Here is a 17,806-nt window from a genome sequence, read left to right as displayed (position 1 = left end):
TCCGGCCCCGGAGGCAGGCCGTGCCGGTTGGGCGGTGACAGACAGATGTCCGACGCCGTGTAAACGTTCAAGTAGTCGGGCGCTCATCGGACAGTCGATGAGCAAGATCACGTTCCGTGCCGACGACGACCTCGTCCGACGCCTCGAGGAGTTCGACTCCTCGAAGAGCGAGGTCATGCGCGAGGCGCTCCGCGCGTACCTCGACGGGACGGGACGTGAGACGGACACGCAGACGTCGTCGGCAGTGGGAGACAGCATCGACGACGCGCTCGCCGCGCGGGTCGACGCACTGATCGACGAGCGTCTCACAGAGCGTTTACGCGCCGGAACGGTCGCGAGCGGGCCACAGGACGTCAACGTCAACGTCACCGTCGAGGGGATGGTCGAGAGCCGTGAGACGGACGTGTCCGACGACACGGAGGAGACGGAGCCGCGTAAGACATCCGGCGCCTACGCGGGAGACGAGATGCAAACGTCGGAGACGTCGTGCGGCCAGTGTGGCGAAAACGTCGACGCAGACCACGTTTACTGCCCGAACTGCGGGGAGCTGATAACCCAACCCGCGTGCGGGGAGTGCGGCGAAGAGCTCCGGTCCGACTGGGCGTTCTGCCCCGGATGTGGCCGGCGAACGCCCGCAGCGGACGTCCTCGACAGAACGTAAACGTCGAATTCCAGCACTAGAACCCCTCAGAGTCCGTTTCGGACATATTGTCTTACGGTCGCCGGTAGATTTATAATGTAGCGGTCAGTCCATACTTTCGCGTAAGACGGCCGTCTTACAGCCGAGACGGACGGCGGCACGGTGTGTCGCCGTCTGTCGATTCTACGGTGTAAGACGGTAACACGGGCCCACGTCCGCTGCGTCTTACCGGGGGAATGCAAAACCATGGAGCGTGTGACACTACGGATCCCGAAGGAGCAGATCGAAAAGGTCGAGCGAATGGTCGAGACGGGCGAGTTCCCGAACCGGAGCGAGGCGATCCGGGCGGCCGTTCGCGAGATGATCAACGAACAGAGCGAGACCCGCGAGTCGACGTCGGGTAAGCGCACCTGGGCGAGAGTGTAACGATGCAGGATATCGTTCAGGAAGCGATGCAGCGCGACGAGGCCGAGCGCAAAGCGCAGGCCGAAGCGACCGGCGACGACACGTTCGGTGACCCACGAATCGTCATCGTCGGCTGTGGTGGTGCCGGTAACAACACCATCAACCGCCTGTACAACATCGGCGTCGACGGCGCCGAGACGGTCGCCATCAACACCGACAAGCAGCACCTGAAGATGATCGAAGCCGACACCAAGATCCTGGTGGGCAAGTCGCTCACGCAGGGACTGGGTGCCGGTGGCGACCCCTCGATGGGTGAGCGCGCCACGGAGATGGCGCAGGGCACCATCAAGGAAGTACTCGGCAACGCGGACCTCGTGTTCGTGACGGCCGGGATGGGTGGCGGCACCGGCACCGGTGCGGCGCCCGTCGTCTCGAAAATCGCCAAAGAACAGGGCGCCATCGTCGTCGGCATGGTGTCGACGCCGTTCAACGTCGAACGCGCCCGCACGGTGAAAGCCGAGGAAGGTCTGGAGAAACTCCGCAACGAGGCGGACTCCATCATCGTCCTCGACAACAACCGCCTGCTCGACTACGTCCCGAACCTGCCCATCGGCAAGGCGTTCTCGGTGATGGACCAGATCATCGCCGAGACCGTGAAGGGCATCTCCGAGACCATCACCCAGCCGTCGCTCATCAACCTGGACTACGCGGACATGTCCACCATCATGAACCAGGGCGGCGTCGCGGTGATGCTCGTCGGCGAGACGCAGGACAAGAACAAGACGCAGGAAGTGGTGAACGACGCGATGAACCACCCGCTCCTGGACGTGGACTACCGCGGCGCGAGCGGTGGACTCGTCCACATCACGGGTGGCCCCGACCTCACCCTCAAAGAGGCTGAGGGCATCGCGAACAACATCACCGAGCGACTCGAGGCCAGCGCGAACGTCATCTGGGGCGCGCGCATCCAGGACGAGTACAAGGGCAAGGTCCGGGTCATGGCCATCATGACCGGTGTCCAGTCCGCACAGGTGCTCGGCCCGACGACGCAGAAACAGGCCGACCGCTCGCGGCAGAGCATCGAGGCACAGTCGACCAGCAGCTCGAACGGCCAGCAGTTCGACGCCCGCCAGAACGCACAGGCCGGCTGGCAGTCCGACGGCGGCCGCGACGAGCTCGAGAAGAACAACGGGCTCGACGTCATCCGCTGAGGGCGGCTCGCACCCGATTCGGCCGTCCGTCGTTCTCGTTTATCCACTAAAATACATATTTTCATTCTCGAAGCAATAAACTATAGAGCAGATAGCGTATGACGTGCTTCTCTGATATTTAGTCTATATATTTCTGTGCCCACGGGTCTCCGACCAGTCGAAGCGCAGAATTCCGGTTCGAGGAGCCGTCTCGATGCCGTTTACGGCTTTCGGTCCCGTTTTTGGCGATTCTTTCCGCATGGTACACCACGCGCCGGCAGGATCGGGTCAGCCGAGGCGGACGAGTCATCCGGCTGCGTGTCGTTCCGGCCAGGGACGCCACGCCCGCCGAAGAACGAGCCACCCCACTGACTGATCCAGATGTCCTGATTGGCGAGGTAGAGCGCGTCGGCCGTCACGAACGAGTCGTCGACGACCGACCACTCACGCGAGTCGGTGTCGTACGCCACCGCCTGGTTGTACACTGCGGCCTGCTCGAACTCCCCGCCCGCGGCTGGGGGGAGCGGCAGGGTGAACGCTGCCGTCTCGTCACGGGAGGGCGGTCGCTCGGCGCGCTAGAGCCGTCCCCGGTTGAACGTCTGGTCGAAGAAGCGCGCGTACTGGTCTTTCAGGTCCATCCCGAGCAGTTCGTCGGCCGCGTTGACGCCGCCGGTGATGTCGCCCGCGTCGCGGGCGGTGATGCGGTACGTGCTCGCGTCCTCACCCGAGGCGAACGTCCCGGCGTCGGCGTCGAACAGTTCCTCGGCGAGGTATCCCAGGACCGATTCGGCCGTCGACGCGTAGTCGACACCGTCGACCTGTGAGGCCCGCAGGAGCCCCTGTCCGACGACACCCTGCGTCGCCGCCTGGTTCGCCGCGCCGTTCTCGACCCGCCCGTTGCCGTCAGGGTTGGATTCGACGGCGCTCGCGAGCGCGTTGGCGTAGTCGGCGGCGCCAGCGACCATCTCGTCGGACCCAGCGTGCGTCCCGTACCAGCCCATCGCGCCGAGCAGCAGCCCCAGGTCACGGACCGAGCCAGCGCCGACGACGTCCGACGGGTCGAAGAGGTTCATCGTCGTCTTCGCCACTCCGTCTGTGAGCTGTTGAATCTTCTCGGCTGGGACCAGCGGTTCGGGGTTGACGTACCCGAACCACCCGTTCTGCGCCAGACTCGTCATGTCCGAGAGGAACCACAGCATGGCCGCGTGGTGGGTCGGGCGGGCAGTGCGGTCCGGGTAGCTCCCGTCGGCGGGCCTGAACGCGGAGACGAGTTCGAGCGACTCGCCCTTCGTGAGCGCACCGTTCTCCTCTGGACCGCCACCGACGAGCCCCGCCACGATACCGAGCTGTGCGAGCGTCGTGAGCATCTGCGCGCGGAACTTCGCGGCGAGGCTCTCGGGGAGAATCTCGAAGTGCGTCTCGAAGTTCTTCGCCCAGGTCACCCCCTTCAGATGGGTCCACGCCAGCGACGACGTCGAACACGGGCTGCTGCGTGAAGTGCGGGTCGCCCCTGGTGAAGGCGGCCATGTTGAGGTTCGGGTTCGCGATGGGGGGTTCGTCGACGTCGGCGTTCGACAGTATCGCCGGCACGCGCTGGTCGATCGCCTGTTGCTGCCGGTGGTTGTGCGGGAACTGTACGCCGTTGCCCGACATGGCGACGTTCGTCGACATGTTGTACAGCGAGTACCAGTACGAGTCCCAGGTCGCCGCCTGCCAGCCGTACGACGACTGTCCGTCACTGCTCTCCAGCCCCACGAGGGCGAGGAGCGTCCCGAGAGTCTGGGCGGCCGCGCTCGTCTCGACGTTCGAAGGGTCGGTCGTCCCCGGTCCCCCCTGGGCTCGCCGACGACGACGAGTCCCACCATCCCGAGTCCCTCGTGCGGCGTGCAGTAGTAGTTGTGGACCCCCGCCGCCTCGAACGTGTGCTCGAAGGTGTCGCCCGCCTCGAGGACGCCCGAGTCGAACGGCGCCGCCGACTCGGGGAGCTGCATCGACCGGTCGTCGTTCGGGTGGTACGCCGTAATCGAGTGTGCGCCGCCCGAAACGGTCCACTCGACCGTCGCTCCCGGTTCGACCCACACGACTGCGGGCGTGAAGACGAACTGTCCGGCCCCCTGGTCGTCGGCGAGGGTCGCGGCGTCGACGGTGGCGCTCCCCTGGAGGCGGCCGGGGCCGCCGAGTACGTCCGCGCCCGGCGGCTGGTCGCTCGTCGGCGTCGGCGTCGGAGTCGGCGTCCCCGTCTGGACCTCGGTCGACGTCGCGGCCGCGTCTTCCGCGTCGTTCGTCGGTGCCTGCGAGGAACAGCCAGCGAGTGTACCGAGCGTCAGGAACCGTCGACGGTCTGTCGACATCGTGGGTCTGGATGCCGCTGTCAGGGGCATAACCCCACTCGGGCGGGTGGGCTGGCTGCACGTGTACCCGCCCGCACGAGCCCGGTGGAGTTTTGTCGGCGGTGAGTTGCCCGGGACGGACTCGCCGAGAGAGTGAGTCGGCGACGGCAGAACGACGGACCGGCGTCTCGGAGACGACGTCAGGCCTCGTCGACCGCCTCGACGAGGTAACACTTCCGGCAGACCTCGCGTGCGGTCGGCGCGCCACAGCGGTCGCACTCGCCGAAGTCGCTCGACCCCTCGTCGTCTCGGTACCGCAGCGCGGCGAGTTCGGCGAGTTCCTCGTACCCCGAGATGATGGAGTGACGCGTCCCCGGGTGGGACTCCTCCATCTCCAGGAGGAGCTGTTGAATCTCCCCCCGGTACGCCTCGCTCGCGTGCGGACACTCGGTGATGTGCGCGGGGAGGTCCTGAAGGTGCGCGTACAGGGCGACCTCCTTCTCGGGGACGTCCCGGAGCGGCTTCGCCCGGGGGACGAACCGGTCGCTCTCGGCACGCGCGGGGAACGGTCCCAGCGAGGCGTCGAAGTGCTTCGCCATCTGCTTGACGTCGCCGGAGAAGAGATTCATCAGCGCGGTCTGTGCCTCGTCGTCGAGGTTGTGCCCGGTGAGGAGTTTGTCCGCGCCCAGCGCCTCGGCGTACCGCTCGAGCACGTCCCGACGGAAGACGCCGCAGTACGCACACGGGGCCATGTCTTCCGGGTCGTCCTCGACGACCTGGTCCATGCGGAGGCCGAACTCCTCCTCGTAGGTGACGACTTCGTGTTCGATGTCGAGCGCCGCGGTGAGTTCCTCGCTGGCGTCGAGGGAGGCGTCGCGGTAGCCCTCGATGCCCTCGTGAATCGAGAGCGCGACGAGTTCGACGCGGGGGTCCCGCCCGAACGTCTCCGCGAGGATGTGGGTGAGGACGACGCTGTCCTTCCCGCCCGAGAGGCCGACGACCCACGTCTCGGGCGCTTCGGGGGTCGCCTCGGGCGAGAGCAGGCCGTCCTCGCGGATGCGCCGCCGGACGCGCTTCTCGACCGAGACGCGGAAGTGGGTCTCACACAGGTGTAGCCCCGAGTAGGCCGCGTGCATGACCGCCTCGCGGCCGCACTTGTCGCACTCCATCGACAGTGAGTTGACGAGGCGGAGGGAAACGGGTTTCGTCTCGAACCCGTACCGTTTTGGCCGTCCCTCACGCATCGGCGTCTGGATGGACCGAGACGTCGCCCTCGACTACGTGAAGCGGATACTGGAGACGGTCGAAACCGAGGAGATGCCGGTCCCCGTCCGCGAGGTGTGGGTCTACGGTGACGTCGCACTCGGCCTCGACCCCGTCGACCGACTCGACGTCTACCTCACGAAGGACATGCTCATGCGCGGTGACCGATCGGCGGCGGAGCGGTTCGAGACGGAGTACGGCGTCAAGGGCGTCGGCTCCTCGGTCAGGGCGGCGTGGGCCGACAAGTTCCCGGCGTTCCTCCGGACGAACGACAACGGCTACGCCGCACCGGAGAAGTGTCTCGCCGCCCACCTCCTCGACGGACTCGACGACGAGATTCACCTCGAGGTGTGTAACGCGAGCTTCGACCAGAACGTCACCCAGCGGCTGAAGGGTGCGGTGGCCCGCGAGGCGTACGAGGAGATACTCGACCCCCGCGGCGTCCAGTTGTGGGTCGACGGGACCCGCGACGAGGAGGCGCTCGCGAGGGTCGAGGAGGGGAGCCTCGCGTTCCCGACCCTCTCGGCGGCGCTGGAGATGCTCGGACTCGACGAGGACCAGGCCGCGGATGCGGCGGACGTGCTCCGCGAGTACCGCGCGACCCAGTCGGGGACGACTGTCCGCGGCGACGTGGTCTGAGTCGCGGAGTCGCTCGCGGCCGAAGGGGAGGGTCAGTCGTCGACGCGGACGGCGACGTCGACGCCGACCGGCGTCGGACGGACGATGGTGTCCAGGACGGGGTTGCGCCGCTCCGTCTCGCGTCGCCACGCCTCGAGGTCCTTCGCGGTGGCGGTGGTTTCGACTTCGACCGAGACGCGGATGCGACCGTACCCCGCGCGGGACCCCTCCCCGGTCAGGTACGTCGTCGTGTCCAGGTCGCCCGAGGCCGAGACGGACCGGACGGTCAGATCGAGGCCCATCTCGGCCGCGACGTGGCTGCCGGTCACGTTGAAACAGCCGGCCAGCGACCCGAGGAGGTACTCGACGGGCGTCGGTCCGCGGTTCGTCCCACCCGACGCCTCGGGGGCATCGACTTCGACCGTCAGGTCGCGAACGGTTACCGTCGCGGCCTTCGGCCCGGTACAGTCCGCCGCTGTCTCGTACGTCTCTACCGCCGGTGTCCCACCCATGACAGGAGTTGGTCACATCACGGCTTAAATATGTGCTCCTTCTGATAGCTTTGCGGAAACTCTCGCGCGCCGCTCAGTCAGACACCCGGCCGACGACCACGTCGAACGGCACCACCTCGGCGCGGCGGTACGAGTCGGTCCGCATCTGTTCGGCGACGGACCGCCCCATCGCACGCCACTCACGGCGGAGGGAGTCGTACGCGGCGTCCGAGAGAACCCGGCGGAGTTCGGTCTCGTGGGCGTCGATGCCTTCGCCGGTGGCCTTCCGCTTCGCGTCGCGGACGTCGGCCGCATCGTAGGGGGGTTCGACACGTTTGTCGTGGTGGTACCGACGGATTCGGACGTCTCTGAGGCCGGCCGCGGCGAACAGGTCGGGGAGGCGGTCACCGAGGGCGACGTCTGTCGCGACCCCCTCCAGATACGCCTCCCGGACCCGACGCTCGAGTTCCACCTCGCGCTCGACGGTGGAGTCGACGCCGACGGCGGCGTTGTCGGGTTCGACGGCCGCCACCAGTCCCGAGGAGACGCGGGCGAACTCGCGGAGCGCCGCCTCGGGGTCGGGCAGGTTCACCAGGAGCGCCTGACAGACGACGCGGTCGAACGCGTCGGTCGCGAACGGGAGTCGAGTGGCGTCTCCGGCGACGACCGGGAGGCCGGTCTCCGCGCGCGCGACGTCGAGGAGTCGAGGGTCGGCGTCGAGACAGACGACGTCGCCGCCGGACTCCGCGGCGAGGACGCGGGAGAGTTCGCCCGTCCCGGCGCCGACGTCGAGGAGTCGCTCGCTGTCTGTAAGTTCCAGATCCGAGAGCGCCGCACGCGACCCGTCCCACATCCCCTCGCGCGTCCGTCGGAGGTAGTCGGCGGTGAACCTGCGCACGGGTCACCTACTCGGCGGGGAGGAAAAACCGCGTGGGTTCTCGGCCGGTCCGCCGGTCAGGCCCCGTTCGCGAGTTCACGCACGCGGTCGATGTTCCACGCGAACCCTCGTCCGTCCTCGGTGGGGGTCTCGAGGACGAGCGGGACGTCCGCGAGGTCGGGGTGGGTGACGATGCGGCGCATCCCCTCGACGCCGATTTCGCCCTCGCCGATGTGGGCGTGTTCGTCCTTGTTCGTCCCGCAGGCGTGTTTGGAGTCGTTGAGGTGGATGCACGCCAAGTGGTCGAGGCCCACCACGTCGTCGAACTCCGCGACGGTCGCGTCGACGGCGTCGGCGGTCGAGAGGTCGTAGCCCGCGGCGAAGGCGTGGGCCGTGTCGACGCAGACGTCGAGGTCCTGTTCGGACTCGCGGAGGACGTACGCGAGGTGTTCGAAGTCGTCACCGAGTTTCGTCCCCGACCCGGCGTCGCTCTCGAGGAGGACCGTGACGTCGTCGGGCACCGAGAGGTCGTCGAGGACGCTCACGGCGTTGTCGAGGCCCCGTTCGACCCCCGCGCCGGTGTGGGCACCGAGGTGGACGTTGACGTACTCGATGCCCAGCTGCGAGGCGGCGTCGACCTCCTTCTGCATCGAGTCGAGCGACTTCTGCCGGAGGCCGTCCTTGGGAGTACAGAGGTTCACCAGATACGACGAGTGGATGACCCAGGGGCCGTCCAGCTGTGCGGCCGACGCCTCGCGGAACTTCTCGGCCTCGTCGGGACTGATCTTCGGGTCCTGCCAGACCTGCGGGGAGTGCGTGAATATCTGGCCGCAGTTCCCACCGAAGGTGACCTGACGGTGGACGGCGTTCCGGAGGTCACCGTACGGCGGCTTCTCGTCGTCGTTCGGACGCGGGCTCTTGGAGATAGAGACGTGTGCGCCTACTCGCATATGCAGGGGCAAGCGGTTGGGGGAGAAAGGCGCTTCGGAGCGCTACGGGGGGTGACGGCGAAGTCTCACGAGCGATATTCAGGGAGGTACGACTATCACGACGTTCGATACATACGGGGTATGACCGAGGAACACCGAGTCACCCCAGAGAGGCCGACGCCGACGCCGACGGCGGCCGACGGACCGCTGGACGTCGGCGCTCGCGTCCCCGAAGTGCGCGCGGAGTTCGTCGACACCGACGGCTCCGTCTCCACGGTTTCGCTCTCGACGCTCGTGGCCGACCGACCCGTCCTCCTCTGTTTCTACACGATGGACTTCTCACCCGACTGCGTCAGACAGTGGTGTACCTTCCGTGACTTCGACTGGTTCGCCGGCGGGGACCACGTCCGGGTCGTCGGCGCCAGTCGGTCCGGGACGCGCCTCCACCGCGAGTTCATCAGCCGGTTCGACATCGGCTTTCCCCTCTTCGCCGACACCGACCTCGACCTCTCCGACGCGTTCGGCGTCACCTACCGGACCGTCGGACTGACGAGACGCTCGCGGCGGTCGTGTTTCCTCGTCGATACCGAGGGAGTCGTCCGGTACCGCTGGCTCGCCGACCACTGGGTCGACCCGACCCGAGATCTGCCGCCAGTGGCCGACATTCACGACGCCGTCACCGCGGAGGTGGGGCCGACGGCCGAGACGTTCGGGCTCTGACCGCGGCCGTCACGAGCGGGCACGGGGCTGGCGACGGACCCACTCGTCGGCCGCGTACTTCTCCTCTACGCGCTCGCGCGCACGCGAGAGTTCGTCGTCGGTCCAGGCCCCCGCCTCCGCACCGGACCACTCGGCGAGCGCCTCCTCGAACGCCGCGACGCTCTCCTCGCGCGAGGCGTCGGTGTGTTCGTCGAGGCCGGTGACCCGCTCGGCGAACGCGTCGGGCGTCACCTCCGGGCCGGCGAACGTCGCGAGGTGGCGGTCGGGGCGGGTCGAGAAGGTCACCGACCCGTGCTGGACGACGGCGTCGCGCTGGCGGTACTGGGCGTTCCCGCTCACCTTTCGGCTCGTCCCCGAGACGACGAGGTCGTGGGCGGGGTTCAGCGCCCGGAGGTAACACGCCGGGTCGTACAGCGCCGGCACCTCCCGGTCGACGAACTCGACCGGGGCACCGAGCGACTCGAACGCCGTCAGAACCGGGGCGAGCAGGTAGTGGTAACAGTCCATGAGGTTCCCGGGCAGTTCCTCGCGCGGGGCCGTGATGGAGTAGGAGATGTCGCCGAACGAGTCGTGGTAGATACCGCCGCCGCCGGTCGGTCGGCGGGTGACGTCGACGCCCGCAGTCGCACACCACTCCCAGTCGACGGTGTCGGGCTCCTGGTGGTAGCCGAGCGAGAGGCACGACGGCTCCCAGCGGTAGAGCCGAACCGTCCGGGGACCACCGGTCGCAGCCGTCTCCGCGGCGACTTCGTCGAGCGCCATCTGCATCGGTCCCGGTCGGGACTCCTCGCGGATGAGCCGCCACTCGTGACCGTGGTCAGTGGGCGGGGCTGTCTCGTCCATAGAGGGGACTGAACCGACGGAGGCAAAGCGGTTGTGCCTCGCCGGGCAGCCAGAGCCCGCGTCAGCGGGCGACCCAACCAGCCGTGTGACACTCACCCGTGGGAAACGGTCACGGATACAAGGTTATATCGTCGGGAGTGTACCTTCACCTGAGCCACACGAGTGGCGAGGAGTACGAATCATGGATCTCGATCAATTCATCAGCCAGAACGCACCGAAAGAAGGTGGAGACGGCTTCCAACTGGAGAACTCGAAACTGCTCGACGTCGCCCTCGATGGGACCGTCATGGCCAAGGCCGGCGCGATGGTCGCGTACACGGGCGACGTCTCGTTCGAGCGGAAGACCGAAGGCGGCATCTCGGGGATGCTGAAGAAGAAGGTGACCGGTGAGGGGAGCGTCATGATGCAGGCGTCCGGGACTGGCCACCTCTACCTCGCCGACCAGGGTAAAGAGGTGCAGGTCATCGAACTCGACGCGGGCGAGGAGATTAGCGTCAACGGGAACGACATCCTCGCGTTCGAGAGCAGCGTCGACTGGGACATCAAGATGATGGACAGCATCGCCGGCACCTCGACCGGCGGCCTGTTCAACGTCTACCTCGAGGGACCGGGGCAGGTGGCCATCACGACCCACGGCGAGCCCATCGTCGTGCCGACGCCGGTCCGAACGGACCCGCAGGCGACCGTCGCGTGGAGCGGCAACGTCTCCCCGGGGACGAAGCGCGACCTCAACCTCAAGAGCTTCATCGGGAAGTCCTCGGGCGAGACGTTCCAGCTGGACTTCTCGCAGGAGGGCGGGTTCGTCATCGTCCAGCCGTACGAGGAGATGACCCCGGCGCAGTAGACGACCGAGACGCTCTCGCCGAACACACCGGCGCGTCGTCGGTGACGCTTGCGGGCCTGTCCGGCACGTGGACGCCGGCAAATATACCATAACTAATCACCATATATCCGTATGCCGAGCAGCGGCGTGCAGTCACACCTGAATCTGATGGAGTCTTCGCGGACGTGATTCCGGAGACAGTGGTGCTCTCGGGGCTCCTGTTGCCTGTGGTACAGAGCGGACAGGCGTCGCCGGAGGGCGACCTGGCGGGGATCACCCTCGGACTGGTGCTCTCGTTCGTAATCGGAAGACTCCTGCAGACGGTGGCGCCGGCCGTCACGTTCGTCGTCGAGTGGGTCGAGCGTGTGCCGGGGGTCCCTCGGCTCGGCCCGGTGAGCATGAAACGGGAGTTGGAGCGCCTCCACGCTGCCGACGACCGGATCCGGCTCGAGGAGGGGTTCTGGAACCGGTGCACCGAGCGGTTCGGCTTTCCGGACCGCTGGAGTACGGAAGACGAGTACGAGGACCTCTGGCGGAGTCTCCTCACGTACCTCGAAGCGACACCGTACTCACAGACCGTCCGGATGCGGGCACTGTCCGCGATGACGAGAGGGCTCTGGACCGGGTTCGGAACACTCGCCGTGGTGTATCTCGGGGTGGCACTGCTCCCGTTCTCCGCGCTCGGCGCCCTCACACATCCGGCGCTTCGGTACGAGGCCGCAGCCGCGGGCGCCCTGGCGCTCGCGTTCTGGGTCTCCAACAGGGAGTTCAAGCGACTGTGGCTCAGATACGTGATCGTCGATTTCTACCTCTACCAGACGGCACCCCGAGCGCGACCCGAGTCCCGATAGCTCCCGTTCGCGTCCGCGCTCACGTCTCTGCACGACACGTGCGTGCCGCTCGTGTCGAACACGAGTCAGTCCGCGACAGCGTGAGTACCGTCCCCTCCGAACGAACCGCCGTGAGCCTCGAAGACTCCACCGCGCCCGACTTCACGCTCGAGAGCACCGGCGGCGGAGAGGTGACGCTCTCCGAGACGCTCGCGGACGGCCCGACGGTCGTGCTCGTCAACCGCGGTCACTGGTGTAGCTTCTGTGCCGAACAGCTTCAGACGTTCAGCGAAGTCTCGTACGACCTGTGGTTCAACGACGGCGTCGACATCCTGCCGGTCGTGACGGACTCACTCGGGGACGCCACCGAGATGCGTGACCGCTACGACCTCGACGTTCAACTCCTCGCCGACCCCGACGGGGAGGTCGCCGAGCAGTACAGCGGAACGGAAGAGACGAGCCACGGCCTCACGGGCATCGCCGCGACGTACGTGGTCGACTCCGAGGGCACGGTCCGGTACGAACAGGTCGCCGACCACCCCGGTGACCGGACGTACGGTAACTACGTGCGCTACTTCGTCCGCGGTGGGTTCGAGGACCCCTTCAGCGGCTGAATCGACTCGCGGCGCACGGGAGACTCGGCGAATCTCTCGTCCCGACACAGTTTCGTATAGCGGTATCTGATTTATCTCCGACAGACGGCGTCACGTCGGACGTGCTGCGGTCGAGTCCGAGACGCCGCCTCCCTGCAACACGCGGGGCTTTTACCGCGCGCTCGCCCATCCCCGGGTATGGTGCGGAACGTGGCCGGGTTGATGACCGAACTCGAACCCGAAGACTTCTATCTGCTCTCGGGCGTCGAGCAGGGGATGCGCTTCTCCGAGTGGGTGAACCGCGGGAAGCTCCCCTCCCTCTCCAACCTCACGGCCGAGAACGTCGACTACCGGCTCGACCGGTGTATGAGCCGCGACCTGATCAAGCGGAAGACCATCCAGTACGAGGGGTACCAGCTCACCTTCGAGGGGTACGACGTGCTGGCGCTTCGGACGTTCGCCCAGCGCGACACCGTCGAGGGGGTGGGCGCGCCGCTCGGAGTGGGAAAGGAGAGCGACGTCCTGGAGGTGCAGTCGTACAAGCCGCTCGCGCTGAAGTTCCACCGGGAAGGGTACACGAACTTCCGCGAGGTGAACAAGGAACGCGAGTACACGGCCGACCACCACCACGTCTCGTGGCTCTACACCGCGCGGAAGGCCGCCGAGCGCGAGTACGAGACGCTCACCGACCTCTACCCCGACGTGGCGGTGCCGAGACCGGTCGACCACAACCGACACGCCATCGTGATGGAGAAGTTCGCGGGCGTCGAACTCGGGCGGGCGAAACTCGACCCGGACCAGGCGGTGGGCGTCCTCGACCTCGTGCTCCGCGAACTCACGAGGGCGTACGAGGCGGGCTACGTCCACGCGGACATGTCCGAGTACAACGTCGCCGTGAGCGAGGACGGCATCACGGTGTTCGACTGGCCGCAGGCCGTCTCGACCGACCACGACAACGCCCGGGAACTCCTCGAACGCGATGTCCGGAACGTGGTCGGCTACTTCCGGCGGAAGTACCCGCGGCCGACGCCCGACGTCGACGTCGGTCGAGTGACGGACCGCATCGCGAGCGGCACGTTCGGGTCCGTGCGCGACGACTGAACGCCGGACTGGTCCGTTCGACCCTACAGCACTCGTTTTCGTCCGTTCCGCGTCGACGCTGTCGGGCGTGTCTCTCTCGTGTATAAACTTCATACTGCGATACGAAATCGAGGGGAGGTGGTCGCGAGTCCGGGGCTCTGTCACGGCACGAGACTCGACCCAAGGTATATACTTACTCGGGTGCGAGTGAAAATCATGGAATCCCGGAAGACCCGTGGGAAAGTCGCCGTCGTCGGCGTCGGAAGCGTCGGTGCCGCGACGGCGTTCTCGTTGATGAGCAGTGGGGTCGCGAGCGAACTCGTCCTCGTCGACATCGACGAGGAGAAAGCGGAGGGCGAGCGGATGGACCTCAGCCACGGGGCGTACTTCACACCACCCGTCGACATCACGACCGGTGACTACGAGGACTGCTGGGACGCCGACGTGGTGGTCGTGACGGCGGGGACGAACCAGCGCCCCGGCGAGACGCGGCTCGACCTCCTCGAACGGAACGCAGGCATCTTCGAGGAGATGATTCCCCAGATAACGGAGGGGCTCGCCGACGACAGCGTTCTCCTCGTGGTCACCAACCCGGTGGACGTCCTCTCGTACGTCTCGTGGGCCGTGTCGGACCTCCCCGCTGAACGGGTCATCGGGTCGGGAACCGTCCTCGACACCTCGCGCTTCAGACACGTCCTGAGCCGCGAGTGCGACGTCGACCCGAAGAACGTCCACGGGTACGTTGTGGGCGAGCACGGCGACAGCGAGGTGATGCTGTGGAGTTCGACGAACGTCGCAGGCGTCCCGTACGAGACGTACGCCGAGTCGCACTGTGGCGGCCTCTCGGACCGGGGACGCGCAGAGATCGAACGCGAGGTCAGGGAGGCCGCGTACGAGATCATCGAACGGAAGGGGGCGACGAACTACGCCATCGCGCTGGCGACCACCGAGATCGTCGAGGCGGTCCTCCGCGACGAGAACTCGATTCTCACGGTCTCGACCCTCCTCGAGGGGGAGTACGGCATCGAGGACGTCTACGCGAGCGTCCCGTGCGTCGTCAACCGTGACGGCATCCGGAACGTCGTCGAACACGACCTCCCCGAACCGGAGCAGAACGCCCTCCAGGAGTCGGCGGGCGTCCTGGCGGAGAACCTCGCTGACCTCGACTACTGAGACGGACGCTCACTCCGCCCGGAGGACGAGGACGTGCTGGTGGACCATCGAGGGGACGAACGCGAAGGGGTAGCCGTAGACGTGGAGCGACTTCGTGGGGTCGTACCAGACGAGGTCCGCCTTCAGGGTGAGCCCCGTCGACTCGAGCGCTCGGGCGAGGTCCGCCGAGAGGAAGTGGAACGACGACTCGCGGTACATGTCGCCGATGAACACGAGGACGTACGCGTCCGCGCGGAGCACCCGTGAGAAGGCGTCGAACGCCGCGGCCATCTCCGAGAGCCACTCGTCCTTCGAGCGGGGGTCGTCTCCGCTCTCCGGGTCGAACCGCCCGAGTTTGCTCGCTCTCGTCCGACGGGGGTTGCGCGTCTGTGCGACGGCGTCCATCGACCAGTACGGGACGTCGGTGAGGAGGAGGTCGACGCACCCCTCGGGGAGGTCACGGACGAGTCGCGAGCAGTCGCCGTGGCGCATCTCCTGTGTCGCCAGCGGCCCCGCACCGCGCTCCGCGCGCTCGCGGTTCTCCCGGTCGAGGACCGTGTGGTAGAGGTCGACCCACCGCTCCACCCGCTCGAACCCGACCGCCTCCCGGCGGCCGGTGCCCTCGTACTCGGCGAGACTCGCGCCCAGGAGCGTCCCGCCGACCCCCGCGAAGGGGTCCAACACCAGGTCGCCGGCCTTGCTGAACCGCTCGACGAGGTCCATGCAGAGGCGGGGGGGTTTCTGTCCCCCGTGTTCGGACCGGACGTCGTGCTGGAAGTCGGGCGGGTACGGCTTCGTGATGACCGACTTTGTGGCGAACTTCCACTCGCGGCCGGTGAGGTCGTTGAGGCGGTTGCGTTCGTCGTAGATGCCCCGGTCGGCGACGACCCGCTGGTACGGCTTCACGTCGTCCCGATCGGGAGGTCCCGCACCCGTCATCCGTCCGAGTACCACGCCGGAGGGATTAAACACCACGGGTGGCCGCGTTCGTCCGGGAGACGGCGTCCCACGACAGGGGACGAACGACGCCGAACGAGCACCGTCGGCGTCTCCAGCGGTCGCTGAGGGAGCCGACGACGGCAGACGGGAGAGCGACGGTCGGTCGTGTGCGTCGCACGGCAGGCCCGCCGACGGACCGTAGACACCTCCGTATCGCACGACGGCGCGTGTTCGACGGCCCGTGTGAGCCCGGACGCCCCTAACAGATTAGGCCGAGGTATCATACGGCTCTAGAATAGAGAGACGTGCAAGGTGACCAGACCGATATGTCCTCGCACTCCGCAACAGTAGACGCGCAACTCCCGACGACGGAGACTGGCCTCACCGCCGACGAACTGTTCGGTGTGATCACCACCGCACGACGGCGGAACGTGCTCTCGGTTCTCAGTCGACACGAGGGGAGCGTGACGCTCGCGTCGCTGGCGTCGACGCTCGAAGCGGGCGACTCGGGCCAGTGGAGCACGCCGTCGGTCACGCTGCACCACCTCGTCCTCCCGGAACTCGAACGAACGAACCTCGTCAACCGGGACGGCGACGCCGTCGTCCTCACCGACGGCGGCGAGAGCGTCGCGGCGTGGCTCGACGCCGTCGAGGCCTCCTGACTCGCCCACCCGTCGCGACTACCGACGTCGCCCGCCCTCCCGGTCCTCCCCTCCTCCGCTGACGCGTTCGGCCCGCCGAGAGCGCGCTCGACGCGAGCACGACACCGATTCGAAGTTCTTAACACCGCCACGAGGAAAGTCAGGGTAACTCGCTGGTCTGCGGGCACGCCAGTGGGCACCTGTGAGCTGCGTTCGCGGACACGGGACGAGATGTGACACGGGAGACGGGACGTCTCCGGGAGGCGAGAGCCGACGTTGAATCGCAAGCGCCCGCGGTGAAAACATATGGCACGAAGCTTCTACTCACACATCAAGGAAGCCTGGCGCTCCCCGAAGGAGGGGAAGCTCGCCGAACTGCAGTGGCAGCGAAAGCAGGAGTGGCGCGACCAGGGTGCAATCGTCCGCATCAACCGACCGACCCGACTGGACAAGGCGCGCGAACTCGGCTACAAGGCCAAGCAGGGCATCACGGTCGTTCGCGTCTCCGTCCGCAAGGGGAATGCCCGCAAACAGCGGCACAAGGCCGGCCGTCGCTCGAAGCGTCAGGGCGTCAACCGCATCGGTCGCCGGAAGAACATCCAGCGCATCGCCGAGGAGCGCGCCGCGCGCAAGCACCCCAACATGCGCGTGCTCAACTCCTACTGGGTCGGGGAGGACGGCTCCCAGAAGTGGCACGAGGTCATCCTCGTAGACCCCGCCCACCCCGCCATCCAGAACGACTCCGAACTCAACTGGATCTGTGACGACAGTCACACCGGGCGCGCGTTCCGCGGACTGACCAACGCCGGCAAGGCGAACCGCGGCCTCAACAACCGTGGCAAAGGCACCGAACACGTCCGCCCGAGCCAGGGTGCGAGCCGTCGCCGCGGCAAGTAACGGCGCCGTTCTCGCTTCGGCGCTCCAGCACCGTTCTCGAACCCGTTCGACACCGCCACGTCGAGTCACGACGCACGCCCACGTCGGAGCGGATGCGAGCGGCGGGTACGTGCCTTCTTTAACCGGCGACGACCTGGACACGCGTATGGTACAGGAGACACGGCTCGTCAGCCCACAGCGGGTCGGCCCACCGTTCGCTGTCGGCGTACTGGCCGTGCTCGGGACAATCCCGTTCGTCACGGCCGTAGAGCCGCTGGCGGACGTCCCGCGGTGGCTGGCCCTCGTCGTCATCGTCGCCGGCGGCGTCGTCGGCGTCGGCCTCGCGGCCCTCGTCGGCGCCACACTCGCCCACGACGTGGGGCTCCGGACGCTCGCCACCGATCGTCTCCCCGGCGAGGGCGTCCGGGCCTACCGGCTTCCCGCGCTGGTCGGCGTGGGCGTCACTCTCCTCACGCTCGGCCTCCACGGGGCCGTCGCCGCCGTCGGCCGCGACCCGGCCCTCCTCGACCAGTGGGCCGGCGGCGGGTCGCGGGGCGGCCGCGCGG

The 17,806-nt window shown here is 67.3% G+C and carries 20 protein-coding genes and 1 pseudogene; 13 read left to right on the top strand and 8 right to left on the bottom strand.

The features are described from left to right. Positions 1 to 97: 97 nt before the first annotated feature. From ACESK5_RS01350 to ftsZ, 3 genes are all read left to right on the top strand, one after another. Positions 98 to 661 carry a zinc ribbon domain-containing protein gene (locus ACESK5_RS01350; RefSeq protein WP_372909741.1) on the top strand — a complete coding sequence of 188 codons (564 nt, stop codon included), beginning with the start codon at positions 98 to 100 and terminating at the stop codon, positions 659 to 661. A gap of 225 nt (positions 662 to 886) precedes the next feature. Further along, entirely contained in the window at positions 887 to 1,066 is a 180-nt protein-coding gene (locus ACESK5_RS01345) for a ribbon-helix-helix domain-containing protein (RefSeq protein ID WP_372909740.1), read from the top strand. A gap of 2 nt (positions 1,067 to 1,068) precedes the next feature. Further along, a complete protein-coding gene (gene ftsZ / locus ACESK5_RS01340; RefSeq protein WP_372909739.1) occupies positions 1,069 to 2,256 on the top strand; it encodes a cell division protein FtsZ in 1,188 nt (395 codons plus the stop codon). A gap of 554 nt (positions 2,257 to 2,810) precedes the next feature. Here the strand turns inward: ftsZ and ACESK5_RS01335 are convergent. From ACESK5_RS01335 to ACESK5_RS01325, 3 genes and pseudogenes are all read right to left on the bottom strand, one after another. Continuing rightward, a complete protein-coding gene (locus ACESK5_RS01335) occupies positions 2,811 to 3,677 on the bottom strand; it encodes a hypothetical protein (RefSeq protein WP_372909805.1) in 867 nt (288 codons plus the stop codon). A gap of 462 nt (positions 3,678 to 4,139) precedes the next feature. Further along, positions 4,140 to 4,586: pseudogene (locus ACESK5_RS01330) on the bottom strand (plasmid stabilization protein); the annotation flags it as partial. Positions 4,587 to 4,765: 179 nt separating this feature from the next. Beyond that, complete coding sequence (locus tag ACESK5_RS01325; protein WP_372909738.1) at positions 4,766 to 5,734, bottom strand: TIGR00269 family protein; 969 nt, start codon at positions 5,732 to 5,734, stop codon at positions 4,766 to 4,768. A gap of 85 nt (positions 5,735 to 5,819) precedes the next feature. On the opposite strand from ACESK5_RS01325, the gene ACESK5_RS01320 reads away from it, so the two are divergent. Next, positions 5,820 to 6,467, top strand: coding sequence for a hypothetical protein (locus tag ACESK5_RS01320; protein ID WP_372909737.1), 648 nt, complete (start codon positions 5,820 to 5,822; stop codon positions 6,465 to 6,467). A 32-nt stretch (positions 6,468 to 6,499) separates the two neighbouring features. Here ACESK5_RS01320 and ACESK5_RS01315 read toward each other — a convergent pair whose 3' ends face one another. The 3 genes from ACESK5_RS01315 to ACESK5_RS01305 all read right to left on the bottom strand — a co-directional run bounded on the left by ACESK5_RS01315 (position 6,500) and on the right by ACESK5_RS01305 (position 8,764). Further along, on the bottom strand, positions 6,500 to 6,958 hold the full coding sequence (locus tag ACESK5_RS01315) for an OsmC family protein (protein ID WP_372909736.1): 459 nt from the start codon (positions 6,956 to 6,958) through the stop codon (positions 6,500 to 6,502). 73 nt (positions 6,959 to 7,031) lie between these two features. Then, positions 7,032 to 7,790: a class I SAM-dependent methyltransferase gene (locus ACESK5_RS01310; RefSeq protein ID WP_372909801.1), complete on the bottom strand. Its 759-nt coding sequence runs from the start codon at positions 7,788 to 7,790 to the stop codon at positions 7,032 to 7,034. Between the two features lie 101 nt (positions 7,791 to 7,891). Beyond that, entirely contained in the window at positions 7,892 to 8,764 is an 873-nt protein-coding gene (locus ACESK5_RS01305) for a deoxyribonuclease IV (protein WP_372909735.1), read from the bottom strand. A gap of 120 nt (positions 8,765 to 8,884) precedes the next feature. Between ACESK5_RS01305 and ACESK5_RS01300 the strand changes: the two genes are divergently transcribed. Then, positions 8,885 to 9,463: a redoxin domain-containing protein gene (locus tag ACESK5_RS01300; RefSeq protein ID WP_372909734.1), complete on the top strand. Its 579-nt coding sequence runs from the start codon at positions 8,885 to 8,887 to the stop codon at positions 9,461 to 9,463. Between the two features lie 9 nt (positions 9,464 to 9,472). Here ACESK5_RS01300 and ACESK5_RS01295 read toward each other — a convergent pair whose 3' ends face one another. Then, positions 9,473 to 10,306, bottom strand: coding sequence for a biotin/lipoate A/B protein ligase family protein (locus ACESK5_RS01295; RefSeq protein ID WP_372909733.1), 834 nt, complete (start codon positions 10,304 to 10,306; stop codon positions 9,473 to 9,475). A 181-nt stretch (positions 10,307 to 10,487) separates the two neighbouring features. Here ACESK5_RS01295 and ACESK5_RS01290 point away from each other — a divergent pair, with 181 nt between their 5' ends. The 5 genes from ACESK5_RS01290 to ACESK5_RS01270 all read left to right on the top strand — a co-directional run bounded on the left by ACESK5_RS01290 (position 10,488) and on the right by ACESK5_RS01270 (position 14,805). Then, complete coding sequence (locus ACESK5_RS01290; RefSeq protein WP_372909732.1) at positions 10,488 to 11,150, top strand: AIM24 family protein; 663 nt, start codon at positions 10,488 to 10,490, stop codon at positions 11,148 to 11,150. Positions 11,151 to 11,314: 164 nt separating this feature from the next. After that, positions 11,315 to 11,980: a hypothetical protein gene (locus tag ACESK5_RS01285; protein ID WP_372909731.1), complete on the top strand. Its 666-nt coding sequence runs from the start codon at positions 11,315 to 11,317 to the stop codon at positions 11,978 to 11,980. A 110-nt stretch (positions 11,981 to 12,090) separates the two neighbouring features. Beyond that, positions 12,091 to 12,573 carry a peroxiredoxin family protein gene (locus ACESK5_RS01280; protein WP_372909730.1) on the top strand — a complete coding sequence of 161 codons (483 nt, stop codon included), beginning with the start codon at positions 12,091 to 12,093 and terminating at the stop codon, positions 12,571 to 12,573. 177 nt (positions 12,574 to 12,750) lie between these two features. After that, on the top strand, positions 12,751 to 13,653 hold the full coding sequence (locus tag ACESK5_RS01275) for a serine/threonine-protein kinase RIO2 (RefSeq protein WP_372909729.1): 903 nt from the start codon (positions 12,751 to 12,753) through the stop codon (positions 13,651 to 13,653). 195 nt (positions 13,654 to 13,848) lie between these two features. Beyond that, on the top strand, positions 13,849 to 14,805 hold the full coding sequence (locus tag ACESK5_RS01270) for an L-lactate dehydrogenase (protein WP_372909728.1): 957 nt from the start codon (positions 13,849 to 13,851) through the stop codon (positions 14,803 to 14,805). Positions 14,806 to 14,814: 9 nt separating this feature from the next. Here ACESK5_RS01270 and ACESK5_RS01265 read toward each other — a convergent pair whose 3' ends face one another. After that, a complete protein-coding gene (locus tag ACESK5_RS01265) occupies positions 14,815 to 15,723 on the bottom strand; it encodes a DNA methyltransferase (protein WP_372909727.1) in 909 nt (302 codons plus the stop codon). Positions 15,724 to 16,049: 326 nt separating this feature from the next. Here ACESK5_RS01265 and ACESK5_RS01260 point away from each other — a divergent pair, with 326 nt between their 5' ends. From ACESK5_RS01260 to ACESK5_RS01250, 3 genes are all read left to right on the top strand, one after another. After that, positions 16,050 to 16,385 (top strand): hypothetical protein, encoded by a 336-nt coding sequence (locus ACESK5_RS01260; RefSeq protein ID WP_372909726.1) that lies wholly within the window; start codon positions 16,050 to 16,052, stop codon positions 16,383 to 16,385. A gap of 285 nt (positions 16,386 to 16,670) precedes the next feature. After that, a complete protein-coding gene (locus tag ACESK5_RS01255; RefSeq protein ID WP_372909725.1) occupies positions 16,671 to 17,261 on the top strand; it encodes a 50S ribosomal protein L15e in 591 nt (196 codons plus the stop codon). 145 nt (positions 17,262 to 17,406) lie between these two features. Beyond that, positions 17,407 to 17,806 (top strand): hypothetical protein (locus ACESK5_RS01250; protein ID WP_372909724.1); only part of this gene is annotated, 400 nt, incomplete at its 3' end.

Origin of the sequence: Salinigranum sp. (assembly GCF_041641895.1) — an archaeon.
Lineage (GTDB): Archaea > Halobacteriota > Halobacteria > Halobacteriales > Haloferacaceae > Salinigranum.
Note: the sequence above shows the minus strand (reverse complement) of the source record. Positions and strands in the feature narration are given on the sequence as shown.

Bases quoted from the DNA above. Each gene is read 5' to 3' on its own strand.
- ACESK5_RS01320 (WP_372909737.1), top strand. From the start codon at position 5,820: ATGGACCGAGACGTCGCCCTCGACTACGTGAAGCGGATACTGGAGACG.
- ACESK5_RS01270 (WP_372909728.1), top strand. From the start codon at position 13,849: ATGGAATCCCGGAAGACCCGTGGGAAAGTCGCCGTCGTCGGCGTCGGA.
- ACESK5_RS01305 (WP_372909735.1), bottom strand. From the start codon at position 8,764: ATGCGAGTAGGCGCACACGTCTCTATCTCCAAGAGCCCGCGTCCGAAC.
- ACESK5_RS01265 (WP_372909727.1), bottom strand. From the start codon at position 15,723: ATGACGGGTGCGGGACCTCCCGATCGGGACGACGTGAAGCCGTACCAG.
- ftsZ (WP_372909739.1), top strand. From the start codon at position 1,069: ATGCAGGATATCGTTCAGGAAGCGATGCAGCGCGACGAGGCCGAGCGC.
- ACESK5_RS01260 (WP_372909726.1), top strand. From the start codon at position 16,050: ATGTCCTCGCACTCCGCAACAGTAGACGCGCAACTCCCGACGACGGAG.
- ACESK5_RS01315 (WP_372909736.1), bottom strand. From the start codon at position 6,958: ATGGGTGGGACACCGGCGGTAGAGACGTACGAGACAGCGGCGGACTGT.
- ACESK5_RS01310 (WP_372909801.1), bottom strand. From the start codon at position 7,790: ATGTGGGACGGGTCGCGTGCGGCGCTCTCGGATCTGGAACTTACAGAC.
- ACESK5_RS01300 (WP_372909734.1), top strand. From the start codon at position 8,885: ATGACCGAGGAACACCGAGTCACCCCAGAGAGGCCGACGCCGACGCCG.
- ACESK5_RS01325 (WP_372909738.1), bottom strand. From the start codon at position 5,734: ATGGAGTGCGACAAGTGCGGCCGCGAGGCGGTCATGCACGCGGCCTAC.
- ACESK5_RS01345 (WP_372909740.1), top strand. From the start codon at position 887: ATGGAGCGTGTGACACTACGGATCCCGAAGGAGCAGATCGAAAAGGTC.
- ACESK5_RS01290 (WP_372909732.1), top strand. From the start codon at position 10,488: ATGGATCTCGATCAATTCATCAGCCAGAACGCACCGAAAGAAGGTGGA.
- ACESK5_RS01255 (WP_372909725.1), top strand. From the start codon at position 16,671: ATGGCACGAAGCTTCTACTCACACATCAAGGAAGCCTGGCGCTCCCCG.
- ACESK5_RS01295 (WP_372909733.1), bottom strand. From the start codon at position 10,306: ATGGACGAGACAGCCCCGCCCACTGACCACGGTCACGAGTGGCGGCTC.
- ACESK5_RS01350 (WP_372909741.1), top strand. From the start codon at position 98: ATGAGCAAGATCACGTTCCGTGCCGACGACGACCTCGTCCGACGCCTC.
- ACESK5_RS01275 (WP_372909729.1), top strand. From the start codon at position 12,751: ATGGTGCGGAACGTGGCCGGGTTGATGACCGAACTCGAACCCGAAGAC.